A 12,941-nucleotide genomic window follows, 5' to 3' on the forward strand; every position below is an offset into this window, starting at 1 on the left:
CCCCAAGAGGTCTGGACCACTCTCTCGTGAGACTGGTGGAACAATCCACCCCATGGCGGAAATCATCCAGAAGGACGGCACATGGGTCTTCGACGGCGACGCCCTGCGCCTGATCCCCGGACGGGACAAGTCCGTGAGTCTGTTCCGCAGGACGCTGGGTGAACTGGTCGTGCCGCTGGGGGCGTTGGCGGGGGTCTCCTTCGAGCAGGGCAAGAAGGCCGGGCGTCTCAGGCTGCGCCTGCGCGACGGCGCCGACCCGCTGCTGCACGCCACCGGCGGCCGGCTCACCGAGCCCCACGACCCGTATCAGCTGATCGTCGAGTCCGACCGGTACGGCGTCGCGGAGTACGTCGCGGACGAGGTGCGAGGCGCCCTGCTGCTCGACCGGGTCCCCGCCGACCCGGTCGATGAGTTCCTGCTGCCGGGCCCCGCGGTGCCGCTGTCGGTCTCCGCCGGGGACGGCACCGCGAGCTTCGACGGCGAGCAGGTCCGGCTGGAGTGGAACTGGAAGACGGAGGACGCCAAGGCCGCCGCCGGGACCCGCTCCCTCCCCCTGGCCGACATCGCGGCCGTGGAGTGGCAGCCGGCGGTGGGCCTGGAGAACGGCTGCCTCCGCTTCACCGTGCGCAACGCGCCCACCAAGGCGCCGCCCAAGTACGACCACAACTCCGTGGAGCTGTGGGGCTTCAAGAAGGACCCGCTGATGGCCCTGGTCGCGGCGGCGGTCCAGGCCCGCCTCCCGCACCCGGCCACAGCCACCGCCACGGCCGCGGCCGCGGCCGCGCAGGACGCGCCACCGGCGCTGCCGGCCCCGGCCGCGCCCCCCGAGGACGACCACGACGCCCTCCTGCGCCGTCTGCGCGAGCTCGGCGAGCTGCACCGCACGGGCGTACTGACGGAAGAGGAGTTCAGCCTGGCCAAGCAGGCCGTCCTCAAGCGGATGTAGTACGGCCCGCCTGCCCGGCCCCGCCTGCCCGGCCCTGCGGGCCACCGTGATCAGCGCGCCCCCCGCGCCCCCGCGCGAGGAAGAATGTCCATGACGCCCGAAAATCGCCCCCCGGGCGACGGGATACGCGCCACCCCGGGCACCTGCCCGAAATCGGGCAGGTTTCTTGCGAAACCGGCTCCGGTACCCCAGGATCTACCGGGTGCACGAGGAACTTGTCGATCACCTGACGCGGTCCACGCCCCTGAGCAGGGGCGAGGCGCTGCGGGTGATCCAGGACGTGCTCGCCTACTTCGACGAGACGACCGAGGACTACGTCCGTCGCCGCCACCGCGAGCTCCAGGCTCAGGGCCTGGTCAACGCGACGATCTTCGAGCGGATCGAGGCGGATCTCAAGTATCGCGCGGTGGCACCGCCGGACCTTTCGCTCCGGCAGCTGCGGCGCATCGTCTACGGCTAGGAATACGTATATATATGTGCGGAATCGTCGGATACATCGGGAAGCGTGACGTGGCTCCCCTGCTGCTGGAGGGCCTGCAGCGCCTGGAGTACCGCGGCTACGACTCGGCGGGCATCGCCGTCACCTCCCCGAAGGCGGCCGGCCTGAAGACGGTCAAGGCCAAGGGCCGCGTCCGTGACCTGGAGGCCAAGGTCCCGGCGCGCTTCAAGGGCACGACTGGCATCGCCCACACCCGCTGGGCCACCCACGGCGCCCCCTCCGACCTGAACGCCCACCCGCACCTGGACGCCGAGGGCAAGGTCGCCGTCGTCCACAACGGCATCATCGACAACGCCTCCGACCTGCGCCGCAAGCTGGAGGCGGACGGCGTCGAGTTCCTGTCGGAGACCGACACCGAGGTCCTCGTCCACCTCATCGCCCGCTCGCAGGCGGAGAAGCTGGAGGACAAGGTCCGCGAGACCCTCCGGCTCATCGAGGGCACGTACGGCATCGCCGTGCTGCACGCCGACTTCCCGGACCGCATCGTCGTCGCCCGCAACGGCTCCCCGGTCGTCCTCGGCATCGGCGAGAAGGAGATGTTCGTCGCCTCGGACATCGCCGCGCTGGTCGCCCACACCCGGCAGATAGTGACCCTCGACGACGGCGAGATGGCCACCCTCAAGGCCGACGACTTCCGCACCTACACGACGGAGGGCACCCGCACCACGGCCGAGCCCACCACCGTCGAGTGGGAGGCCGCCTCCTACGACATGGGCGGCCACGACACCTACATGCACAAGGAGATCCACGAGCAGGCCGACGCCGTGGACCGCGTGCTGCGCGGCCGCATCGACGACCGCTTCTCCACCGTGCACCTCGGCGGCCTCAACCTGGACGCCCGCGAGGCGCGCCGGATCCGCCGGGTGAAGATCCTCGGCTGCGGCACCTCGTACCACGCGGGCATGATCGGCGCCCAGATGATCGAGGAGCTGGCCCGCATCCCCGCGGACGCCGAGCCCGCCTCCGAGTTCCGCTACCGCAACGCGGTCGTGGACCCCGACACGCTCTACATCGCCGTCTCCCAGTCCGGTGAGACGTACGACGTCCTGGCGGCCGTCCAGGAGCTGAAGCGCAAGGGCGCCCGGGTCCTGGGCATCGTGAACGTCGTGGGTTCGGCGATCGCCCGCGAGGCCGACGGCGGGATCTACGTCCACGCCGGCCCCGAGGTCTGCGTCGTCTCGACGAAGTGCTTCACCAACACCACGGTCGCCTTCGCCCTCCTCGCGCTGCACCTGGGCCGCACCCGCGACCTCTCCGTGCGCGACGGCAAGCGGATCATCGAGGGCCTGCGCAAGCTGCCCGCCCAGATCGCCGAGATGCTGGAGCAGGAGGAGGAGATCAAGAAGCTGGCCCAGGAGTACGCCGACGCCCGCTCGATGCTCTTCATCGGCCGTGTGCGGGGCTACCCGGTCGCCCGCGAGGCCTCCCTGAAGCTCAAGGAGGTCTCCTACATCCACGCCGAGGCCTACCCCGCCTCCGAGCTCAAGCACGGCCCGCTGGCCCTGATCGAGCCCGCCCTCCCGACGGTCGCGATCGTCCCCGACGACGACCTGCTGGAGAAGAACCGCGCCGCCATGGAGGAGATCAAGGCCCGCAGCGGCAAGATCCTCGCGGTCGCCCACCAGCACCAGGAGAAGGCCGACCAGACGATCGTGGTCCCGAAGAACGAGGACGAGCTGGACCCGATCCTGATGGGCATCCCGCTGCAACTCCTCGCCTACCACACGGCCTTGGCCCTGGGCCGGGACATCGACAAGCCCCGGAACCTCGCCAAGTCGGTGACGGTCGAGTAGCACCCTGGTCTCCAGGGGCGCGGGGCCGTATCGGTCTGCGACTCCGCCGCGTGGGCGCGAGCGACCCCCACGCACCCGCGGAGGCCCACGAAACAGGAACGGACCCCCACGTGATGCCACCATTCACGGGGGGTCCGTTCATATCGCCGGGGAGCCGCCCAACCCCCCAGCCGGCGCGGCTAACCGGTGGCCGTCACTCCCCGGCCCGCAGCGCGTCGAGGAAGCACGGTGGGCCAGTGCGCCAGGGCCGCGGTCGCGGCGTACCAGGCCACCGCCCCCGCGGCGACGGCGAACCAGCCGCCCGCCTTGGCGAGTACGTCGCCGTCGGCGAAGTGGGCGACCGCCATGAGCAGCAGGGACACGAAGAACAGCCCGTAAGCGCCCTGACCGAGCTGGTCGCCACCGGCGAGCGTGAGGGTCAGTGCCACGAGGGCGAACAGCAGCAGGAAGAGCCCCGCCGCGTTGTCGGAGACCGCCGCGTCGGCCGAGACGGCCCAGGTGAACCAGAGGGCACCGAGCGCCACGAACGCGGTCCCGTTGGCGGTGTCATGGTCGCGCAGGGCCATCAGCCCGGCGAGGAAGAGGGCAATACCGCCCACGTACTGGGCGATTGATACGGCGTCAGCAGCCGACACCCCGTCGATCACACCGGTGTACCCCAGCCCGAAGGCCAACAGGGTGATGCCCAGGGCGAGTCGGCCGACCACGGTGGTGGTTGCGCTTCCCGCGGAGACGTCGTTGTCCACGGCGGGCTCCCTTCATGCATGTGCAGTTGTGCGGTGAGCGATATATGCCCTTCACAAAGGCACAAACACCTCTACGCGCCGGTAGATTCACGCATGACGCCAAGGAGTCCGCCGCTTCCCAGGCGCCATCTCACCTGGGCCTACGACGAGTTACGGAATGACAACGACGGGCCGCTTCGCCCGCTTCGCGAGCCGCCCGGCGACGGAGCCGAAGATCCGCCCGACGAGACCGTGCGTGGAGCCGACGACGATCGCGTCCGCCTCGTACTCCCGCCCGACCTCCTCCAGCTCGTGGCAGATGTCGCCGCCGCGCTCGACGAGGATCCAGGGCACCTCGGCGAGATAGTCGGCACAGGCGAGTTCGAGGCCCAGCACCTCGGTGCGGTGGTCCGGGACGTCGACGAAGACCGGCGGCTCGCAGCCCGCCCACACCGTGGTGGGCAGCCGGTTGGCCACATGGACGATGATCAGGCCCGACCCGGAGCGATGGGCCATGCCGATGGCGTACGCGAGGGCGCGCTCACTGGAGGTGGAGCCGTCGAAGCCGACGACGACCCCGTGCTTGAAAGCCGGATCGCAGGCGTGGCGTGGCTCATCCGCCGCCAGGGGATCGGCCGCCGTGGGATCGGCGACCGGCCGCTTGCGGTCCGCGGGTTCGAAGAATTCGTGACCGGCCATGGCTGTCTCGGCGTATTGATCCTTTATGGGTGGGCCCGCGAGCGGAGCTCGCTGACGGATCCAGCAGTGTGCGGCGGAGCTGTGTCCGGGAACGGTCTTCCCAACCCCATACCCCAAGGGTACGGCGGCACGCCTCCTTAACCCAGGTCTCCGCTCACGGTCGGTGCGGGTTCCAGGGAGCATGCACGAGGGGACGCCCGTAACGCAATGGTTGCTGCGGTGTACAGGCGGTTTGCACAGGATTCACTCGCCGGTACGGTCATGACCGCCACCGGGACGGCCCCGCACCAGTGACCGACCGCTCGAACCGGCGTTGATCACCGTGTCCACCGCCCAGGGAGCCCAGGAGCACGCATCCATGACCGGACCCCGCACCCCCTCCGAGGACAGCGCCACCGTGGTCCGGTGGGCGGTCTTCAGCTGCGTCCTGGTCCCGGTGGTCCTCCTCTGGTACGGCACCTCCCTGGCCGGCGCCGCGGGCACGGCCCTCGGTCTCGCGGCCGTGACGGCCGTCTGCCGCGTACTGCTGCGCGAGTCGGAACGCGGTGCGGCGCGCATGAAGGACGAGGATCGGGTCACCCAGTCGACATCCCGTCGCGGTCGCCATCACAGGACCGGAACCGGGGCTCACAGAGGCGGACGTCACACTGGGGGAAATACACCGGTCGGCTGACCGGTTTCGATGCACGGGAACGTTGCTTTTCAGCCAACTTCCAGCAGGCGCTCATCACCCCCTCACAACACCCCCCAACCCCCGTTCCACCTGCACGGAAAGGGTCTCCGGGGCCCTGCGCACCCTACGTGGATTGGCCACCGCCACGAGGCGCACTTCCCTGCACGGCTCGGGAGTGCAACGCTTCGTGATCGAATGCTTCACGCCAAGTTGCCAAGTCGACAATGCGCCGGGTGCCGAACCGGCCATTGCGGCGTGACACGACCCAGTAGATTCGATCTTGACTGTTACGGCGGGGGACTCGTGCAGGACCAAGGGGAAACGTGCAGGAGCGACACGACCGAGGAGCCGCGACCACCGAGGGGGGCTTAGCAGTATGAGCCACGACTCCACTGCCGCGCCGGAAGCTGCGGCCCGGAAGCTTTCCGGACGACGCCGCAAGGAGATCGTCGCGGTGCTGCTGTTCAGCGGCGGCCCCATCTTCGAGAGTTCCATACCGTTGTCGGTGTTCGGGATCGACCGCCAGGACGCCGGCGTGCCGCGCTACCGCTTGTTGGTGTGCGGCGGCGAGGAAGGCCCACTGCGGACCACAGGGGGCCTGGAACTCACCGCACCACATGGCCTGGAGGCGATATCGCGGGCGGGCACGGTCGTCGTGCCGGCCTGGCGCTCGATCACCTCACCGCCACCGGAGGAGGCGCTCGACGCGCTGCGTCGCGCGCACGAGGAAGGCGCCCGCATCGTCGGACTGTGCACCGGCGCCTTCGTGCTGGCCGCGGCCGGCCTGCTGGACGGCCGTCCCGCGACGACGCACTGGATGTACGCACCGACACTGGCCAAGCGCTACCCGTCGGTACACGTGGATCCGAGGGAGCTCTTCGTCGACGACGGAGACGTCCTTACATCGGCGGGTACGGCGGCCGGAATCGATCTCTGTCTCCACATCGTGCGGACGGACCACGGCAACGAGGCGGCCGGGGCCCTGGCCCGCCGTCTGGTGGTCCCGCCGCGTCGTTCCGGCGGTCAGGAGCGCTACCTCGACAGGTCTTTACCGGAGGAGATCGGCGCCGACCCGCTGGCCGAGGTCGTCGCCTGGGCGCTGGAGCACCTCCACGAGCAGTTCGACGTGGAGACGCTGGCGGCACGCGCGTACATGAGCCGCCGGACGTTCGACCGCCGCTTCCGTTCGCTGACGGGCAGCGCGCCGCTGCAGTGGCTGATCACCCAGCGGGTGCTGCAGGCGCAGCGTTTGCTGGAGACGTCGGACTACTCGGTGGACGAGGTCGCGGGTCGCTGCGGCTTCCGCTCACCGGTGGCACTGCGCGGTCACTTCCGCCGCCAACTGGGCTCGTCGCCCGCCGCCTACCGCGCGGCGTACCGGGCACGGCGCCCCCAGGGCGACAGGCCGACGGACGCCGAGCCCGCGCTGGGCCACGCCCCGGCACCCTCGGGCCCGCCGCCGTCCCCGTACTCCGAGGGCGGTCCGGTTCCGATGCAGACCCGCCGCACACCGGCCCCGAGCACCATCGGGAGCTCGGCGTCGCTGTCGGTCCCGTCGGACAACGGCCGCGAGGCGTACGCGGGCCGCGCGAGCCTGCCGGGGCAGCGCAGCGGTTCGTGAGATGGACCCTGGAACGCCGGGTGGGCCGAGTGCGCTCGACCACCCGGCGTTCCGCCGGCGCGACGCCGGGCAGCTCGCACACGGAGGTCGGCCGTAGGGTGGTCGCATGAACGATCGCATGGTGTGGATCGACTGCGAGATGACCGGCCTCTCGCTGTCCGACGACGCGCTCATCGAGGTTGCCGCCCTCGTCACCGACTCCGAGCTGAACGTCCTCGGCGAGGGCGTGGACATCGTCATCCGCCCGCCCGACTCGGCGCTGGAGACGATGCCGGAGGTGGTGCGTCAGATGCACACCGCGTCCGGCCTGCTCGCCGAACTGCCCGGCGGCACGACGCTGGCCGACGCCGAGGAGCAGGTCCTGGCGTACGTACGCGAGCATGTGAAGGAACCCGGCAAGGCCCCGCTGTGCGGCAACTCCGTCGGCACGGACCGCGGCTTCCTGCTGCGCGACATGCCGACGCTGGAGGACTACCTGCACTACCGGATCGTCGACGTCTCCTCGATCAAGGAGCTGGCCCGCCGCTGGTACCCGCGCGCGTACTTCAACAGCCCCGAGAAGAACGGCAACCACCGCGCCCTCGCCGACATCCGCGAGTCCATCGCCGAACTCCGCTACTACCGCGAGGCCGTCTTCGTACCGCAGCCCGGGCCGGACTCCGACACGGCGAAGTCGATCGCCGCCAAGCACGTCCTGCCTGCTCAGTAGGTGCGCAAGAGGCCCGGACAGGGGCGCCGCGAAAGCCGTGCGCGAGCACCCCTTCGGACCCTGTACACTTTTTCTCGGCCGGTCGGGGACTCCACGGAAGTCAACCGCCGGTCATGGTGGGTGTAGCTCAGCTGGTAGAGCACCTGGTTGTGGTCCAGGATGTCGCGGGTTCGAGTCCCGTCACTCACCCTCTTGGAAACGAAGGGCTGACCTGTGAAAACGGGTCAGCCCTTCGTCATGTGCCGTGATCTTCCGGCACGACACGGGCCGGGCTGCGCGGGGTGTCCGATCCCGTCGCCCGGCACGCCGAGCTCATGCCCACCGGCCGCCTCGACCCGATCCGGGAGTCTCGTGGCGCGACCGGGTGCTGCGGCCGTGCGCGGTCATTCCTGCAGGGACACGGGTTCGCCTCGCAGGGCCGCGCGGCGAGGGCCGGTCGGCCGGCTCCGGCGGCAGTCCGTCCGCAAGGCCGTCGGCGGGTGGCCGGTCATGACGACGCCCGTGTCACCAACTCCGTGGCCAGCACCACCTGCGGGCGCTCCAGACCCCGGGAGGCCGCCGGGCGGCGATCGGCGATCTCCGCGAGCAGGAGGTCCAGCATCCGGCGGCCCATGTCCTCGATGGGCTGGCGGACGCTGGTCAGCGGCGGGTCCAGGTGGCGGGCGATGGCCGAGTCGTCGTAGCCCACGAGGGCCACGTCGTCGGGGATGCGGCGGCCCGCCTCGCGCAGCGCCTGCCGGGCGCCCGCCGCCGTCACGTCGGACGCCGCGAAGACCGCGTCCAGGTCGGGGCAGCGCTCCAGGAGCGCCGCCATCGCCCGGGCACCGCCCTCCTCGGTGAAGTCGCCCGCCTCGATCAGCCGCTCGTCCATCCCGTACCCGGCGTCGCTCATCGCGTCGCGGTAGCCGTCGACGCGGCGCTGGGCGCCGTAGACGTCGAGGCGGCCGGTGATGTGGGCGATGCGGGTGCGGCCGCGGGCCACCAGGTGCTCGACGGCCGAGCGGGCGCCGCCGTAGTTGTCCGAGTCGACCGAGGTCAGGGTCTCCGCGGCGGATCTGGGACCGCTGATCACCGCGGGGATCTCCAGCTGGGCCAGGAGGTCCGGCAGGGGGTCGTCGGCGTGGACGGAGACCAGGAGCACCCCGTCGACGCGGTGCGCCGCGAGGTACTGGGCCAGTCGGCGCCGTTCGCGGTCGCTGCCCGCGAAGGTCAGCAGCAGTTGCATCTCGGTGTCGGCCAGTTCGGCGCCGACGCCCTTGAGCATGTCCGAGAAGTACGGTTCCGCGAAGAACCGGGTCTCCGGTTCGGGGACCACCAGCGCGATCGCGTCCGTGCGGTTCGCCGCCAGGGCACGGGCCGCCGTGTTCGGGACGTAGCCGAGTTCCGCCACCGCCGCCTCCACCGCCGCGCGCGTGGCGTCACTGACCCGTGGCGACCCGTTGATCACCCGGGAGACGGTGCCGCGGCCGACGCCCGCGCGGGCCGCCACCTCTTCGAGGGTGGGCCGGCCGCCGCTGCGGCTCCGCGCTCCATGGCTTGCCATTGGGCCCCGCCTTCCGCCGTCGTCATCACGCTGGCCTGGAATTTAACAGTCCCGTGCGGGAGAGTGACCGCCGCCGGTGCCGGCGCCCGAAGACCTCCGCCGCGACCCGGACGCCTCGCCCCGATCGCCGGGCGGCCGCAAGTGGGTCCAGTTAACAGGCCGATAACTGAACGCATCTCTCCGCGTCGACTCCCTTGACACCCCCGCTCGGACCGGCGAACCTTCAACACATCACGCGTGGGAGCGCTCCCACGCTACCTGACACATACACATCCCGCACGTTCCCCGCCCGAGCCGCAGCGATGCAAGATGACGTTTCAACGGGCCCAACAAAGCCGTTGGCCGGGGGGTCGGCACGTCAGGCAACAGGAGGACGCAATGCGCACGAGTACCCGCGGGTCCCGCAGGATGACGACCCTCGCGGTCGTCGCCGCGCTGACGACAGGGCTGCTCGCCGGCTGCGCCGAGGACTCGGACGACCCCTCGAACGGGGGCGGTGGCAACGGCGGCGGTGGCAAGACCACCCTCACCATCGGCACCTTCGGCACCTTCGGCTACAAGCAGGCCGGCCTCTACGACGAGTACATGAAGGCCAACCCCGACATCACCATCAAGGAGAACGTCACCACCCGTACCGACGTCTACTGGCCGAAGGTGCTCACCCGGCTGCAGGCCGGCGCCGGTACCGACGACATCCAGGCCATCGAGGTCGGCAACATCACCGAGGCGGTGCAGACGCAGGCCGCCAAGTTCGTGGACCTCGGCAAGGAGGTCGACAAGTCCCAGTGGCTGGACTGGAAGAACGCCCAGGCCACCACGCAGGACGGCAAGCTGATAGGGCTCGGCACGGACATCGGCCCGATGGCGATCTGCTACCGCAAGGACCTGTTCGAGAAGGCCGGCCTGGAGACGGACCGCACCAAGCTCGCCGCGCAGTGGAAGGGCGACTGGAACAAGTACGTCGCCCTGGGCAAGGAGTACATGAAGAAGGCGCCGAGCGGCACCAAGTTCGTGGACTCGGCCTCCTCCGTCTACAACGCGGTCCTCAACGGCGAGAGCGAGCGGTACTACGACAAGGACGGCAACGTCGTCTGGGACAAGTCCGCGGGTGTGAAGAAGTCGTGGGACATCGCCATGAAGGTCGCGACGAGCAACATGTCGGCGAAGCTCAAGCAGTTCGACAAGCCGTGGGACCAGGGCTACGCGAACGGCACGTTCGCCACGGTGGCCTGCCCGGCCTGGATGATCGGCTACATCCTGGAGAAGTCCGGTGACGCCGGCAAGGGCAAGTGGGACGTGGCCGTCGCTCCCACCTCGGGCAACTGGGGCGGTTCGTTCCTCGGTGTGCCGACCGCCAGCAAGCACCAGAAGGAGGCCGTCGCCCTGGCGAAGTGGCTGACCGCGCCGGAGCAGCAGGCGAAGGTCTTCGCCAAGCAGGCGAGCTTCCCGTCGACCCCGTCGGCGTACTCCACCCTGAAGCCGGCTGCCGCCACCACCGAGTACTTCTCGAACGCGCCGATCACGGAGATCTTCTCCGCCTCGGCCGAGTCCATCCCGACCACGTACCACGGCGCCAAGGACCAGCCGATCGGCACCGCGATCACGGACATCGGCATCCTCCAGGTCGAGCAGAAGGGCAAGAGCGCCGACGAGGGCTGGGACGCGGCGACCGCGGAGATCAAGGACGTGCTCGGCCAGTGACCAGCCCCAAGCAGGCCCTCGCGCATTCCGCGTCGAGTGCCGACGCCGCGCCCGGTGATCAGCCGGGCGCGGCCGGCCGCGCGCACGGTCGCGGTACGCCCACTCCGACTCCGCAGGGACCGGGTTCCTGGCGGAGCCGGCTGTACCGCTGGGACATGAAGGCGTCGCCGTACGCGTTCATCTCCCCCTTCTTCGTCGTCTTCGGAGCGTTCGCGCTCGTCCCGCTGCTCTACACGGCCTGGTACTCGCTGCACAACGTGCAGTTGTCCAACCTGGACGGCCAGACCTGGGTGGGCCTGAAGAACTACGAGAACCTGCTGGCCTCGGACTTCTTCTGGAACTCGCTGTGGGTCACCTTCGTCATCGGTGTGATCTCCACGGTGCCGCAGCTGCTGATGGCGATCGGCCTGGCGCACCTGCTCAACTACAAGCTGCGCGGCTCGACCGTGTGGCGGGTCGTGATGCTCACCCCGTACGCCACCTCGGTCGCGGCGGCGACGCTGGTGTTCGTGCTGCTGTACTCCTGGGACGGCGGCATGATCAACTGGATGCTCGACTTCGTCGGGATCGATCCGGTCAACTGGCGCGAGTCCGACTGGGGTTCGAAGTTCGCCGTGTCGACCATCGTGATCTGGCGGTGGACGGGTTACAACGCGCTGATCTATCTCGCCGCCATGCAGGCGATCCCGTCCGATCTGTACGAGTCGGCGGCACTGGACGGCGCCAACCGCTGGCAGCAGTTCATCCATGTGACGATCCCGCAGCTGCGGCCGACGATCCTGTTCACGGTGGTCGTCTCGACCATCGGCGCGACCCAGCTCTTCGGTGAGCCCCTGCTGTTCGGCGGGGTCAGCGGTTCGAAGGGCGGCTCGGGTCACCAGTACCAGACGCTCGGCCTGTACATGTACGACCAGGGCTGGATCATCGGCAACCTCGGCAAGGCGTCCGCGATCGCCTGGTCGATGTTCCTGATCCTGTTGATCGTCGCCGCGATCAACCTGCTGATCTCACGACGGCTGAGGAAGTCCCAATGACAACAACCGATCTGACTCCCTCGCCGGCCGCGAAGAAGAACACCGCCAAGCGGGAACGGCCGCGGGTGATACGCGCGGGCAAGCAGCTGCACGCGGGCCCCGTCACCTACGTCGTGCTGACCCTGTTCGCGCTTGTCTCGCTGGCCCCGCTGGTGTGGACAGCGATCGCCGCCTCGCGCACCAACACACGGCTGGCACAGACTCCGCCGCCGCTGTGGTTCGGCGGCAACCTGTTCAAGAACATGGAGACGGCGTGGGAGGAGGCCGGGCTCGGGACCGCGATGGTCAACACCACGCTGGTCGCCGGCACGATCACGGTGGCCACGGTGCTGTTCTCCACGCTCGCCGGTTTCGCCTTCGCCAAGCTGCGGTTCAGGTTCTCCAACGTCCTGCTGCTGCTGACCATCGGCACGATGATGATCCCGCCCCAGTTGGCCGTCGTGCCGCTGTACCTGTGGATGGCGGACCTCGGCTGGTCCAACCAGTTGCAGACGGTCGTCCTGCCCACGCTCGTGACCGCCTTCGGTGTGTTCTTCATGCGGCAGTACCTGGTGCAGGCGCTGCCGACGGAGCTGATCGAGGCGGCCCGGGTGGACGGCGCGAGCAGTCTGCGGATCGTCTGGCACGTGGTGTTCCCGGCCGCCCGGCCCGCGATGGCCGTCCTCGGCCTGCTGACCTTCGTGTTCGCCTGGAACGACTTCCTGTGGCCGATCATCGCCCTGAACCAGGAGAACCCGACCGTTCAGGTCGCGCTCAACTCGCTGGGCACCGGCTACGTCCCCGACCAGTCGGTCATCATGGCGGGCGCCCTGCTGGGCACACTGCCGCTGCTGATCGCCTTCCTGCTGTTCGGCAAGCAGATCGTGGGCGGCATCATGCAGGGCGCGATCAAGGGTTGACGCCCACTCCTTCCCCTCGGCCGTACCAGTCGTCCGTTCCCGGGGGCCGGGTCACCGCCGCCTCGGCCCCCCGTACCGCCTTCCCCCCTCTCCTTCTCC

Annotated in this window: 12 protein-coding genes and 1 tRNA gene; 10 read left to right on the top strand and 3 right to left on the bottom strand. The window is 69.7% G+C overall.

Annotated elements, in window-relative coordinates:
* The first annotated feature begins 52 nt into the window (after positions 1–52).
* From ACFYNL_RS10810 to glmS, 3 genes are all read left to right on the top strand, one after another.
* Complete coding sequence (locus ACFYNL_RS10810) at positions 53–946, top strand: DUF4429 domain-containing protein (RefSeq protein ID WP_388799949.1); 894 nt, start codon at positions 53–55, stop codon at positions 944–946.
* A 202-nt stretch (positions 947–1,148) separates the two neighbouring features.
* A complete protein-coding gene (locus ACFYNL_RS10815) occupies positions 1,149–1,406 on the top strand; it encodes a hypothetical protein (RefSeq protein WP_388799952.1) in 258 nt (85 codons plus the stop codon).
* A 14-nt stretch (positions 1,407–1,420) separates the two neighbouring features.
* Entirely contained in the window at positions 1,421–3,238 is a 1,818-nt protein-coding gene (glmS, locus tag ACFYNL_RS10820; RefSeq protein WP_388799954.1) for a glutamine--fructose-6-phosphate transaminase (isomerizing), read from the top strand.
* A 179-nt stretch (positions 3,239–3,417) separates the two neighbouring features.
* Here the strand turns inward: glmS and ACFYNL_RS10825 are convergent, their stop codons facing one another.
* Together ACFYNL_RS10825 and ACFYNL_RS10830 are read right to left on the bottom strand one after the other, a co-directional pair.
* Positions 3,418–3,984: a GPR1/FUN34/YaaH family transporter gene (locus ACFYNL_RS10825; RefSeq protein WP_388799957.1), complete on the bottom strand. Its 567-nt coding sequence runs from the start codon at positions 3,982–3,984 to the stop codon at positions 3,418–3,420.
* Between the two features lie 150 nt (positions 3,985–4,134).
* Entirely contained in the window at positions 4,135–4,662 is a 528-nt protein-coding gene (locus ACFYNL_RS10830; protein ID WP_388799960.1) for a universal stress protein, read from the bottom strand.
* A 358-nt stretch (positions 4,663–5,020) separates the two neighbouring features.
* Here ACFYNL_RS10830 and ACFYNL_RS10835 point away from each other — a divergent pair, with 358 nt between their 5' ends.
* From ACFYNL_RS10835 to ACFYNL_RS10850, 4 genes are all read left to right on the top strand, one after another.
* Entirely contained in the window at positions 5,021–5,335 is a 315-nt protein-coding gene (locus ACFYNL_RS10835) for a hypothetical protein (RefSeq protein ID WP_388799964.1), read from the top strand.
* A 376-nt stretch (positions 5,336–5,711) separates the two neighbouring features.
* Positions 5,712–6,956 (top strand): helix-turn-helix domain-containing protein, encoded by a 1,245-nt coding sequence (locus ACFYNL_RS10840; RefSeq protein ID WP_388799967.1) that lies wholly within the window; start codon positions 5,712–5,714, stop codon positions 6,954–6,956.
* 106 nt (positions 6,957–7,062) lie between these two features.
* The gene (gene orn, locus ACFYNL_RS10845; RefSeq protein WP_388799970.1) at positions 7,063–7,665 is read left to right on the top strand and encodes an oligoribonuclease; all 603 of its coding nucleotides are present in this window, start codon (positions 7,063–7,065) and stop codon (positions 7,663–7,665) included.
* A 116-nt stretch (positions 7,666–7,781) separates the two neighbouring features.
* A tRNA-His gene (locus ACFYNL_RS10850) sits at positions 7,782–7,854 on the top strand.
* Positions 7,855–8,152: 298 nt separating this feature from the next.
* Here ACFYNL_RS10850 and ACFYNL_RS10855 read toward each other — a convergent pair.
* Positions 8,153–9,208 (bottom strand): LacI family DNA-binding transcriptional regulator, encoded by a 1,056-nt coding sequence (locus tag ACFYNL_RS10855; protein ID WP_388799973.1) that lies wholly within the window; start codon positions 9,206–9,208, stop codon positions 8,153–8,155.
* Positions 9,209–9,586: 378 nt separating this feature from the next.
* Here ACFYNL_RS10855 and ACFYNL_RS10860 point away from each other — a divergent pair, with 378 nt between their 5' ends.
* The 3 genes from ACFYNL_RS10860 to ACFYNL_RS10870 are packed head-to-tail and all read left to right on the top strand — an operon-like array spanning position 9,587 to position 12,842.
* Positions 9,587–10,909, top strand: a complete 1,323-nt coding sequence (locus ACFYNL_RS10860) for an ABC transporter substrate-binding protein (RefSeq protein WP_388799976.1) — start codon at positions 9,587–9,589, stop codon at positions 10,907–10,909.
* Positions 10,906–11,943: a carbohydrate ABC transporter permease gene (locus tag ACFYNL_RS10865; RefSeq protein ID WP_388799979.1), complete on the top strand. Its 1,038-nt coding sequence runs from the start codon at positions 10,906–10,908 to the stop codon at positions 11,941–11,943. Before ACFYNL_RS10860 ends, ACFYNL_RS10865 begins: the two co-directional genes overlap by 4 nt.
* Complete coding sequence (locus ACFYNL_RS10870) at positions 11,940–12,842, top strand: carbohydrate ABC transporter permease (RefSeq protein WP_388799982.1); 903 nt, start codon at positions 11,940–11,942, stop codon at positions 12,840–12,842. The genes ACFYNL_RS10865 and ACFYNL_RS10870 overlap by 4 nt, the downstream gene beginning before the upstream one ends.
* Positions 12,843–12,941: the final 99 nt, after the last annotated feature.

The organism is Streptomyces sp. NPDC007808, assembly GCF_042868655.1.
In the GTDB taxonomy this organism is placed as follows: Bacteria; Actinomycetota; Actinomycetes; order Streptomycetales; family Streptomycetaceae; genus Streptomyces.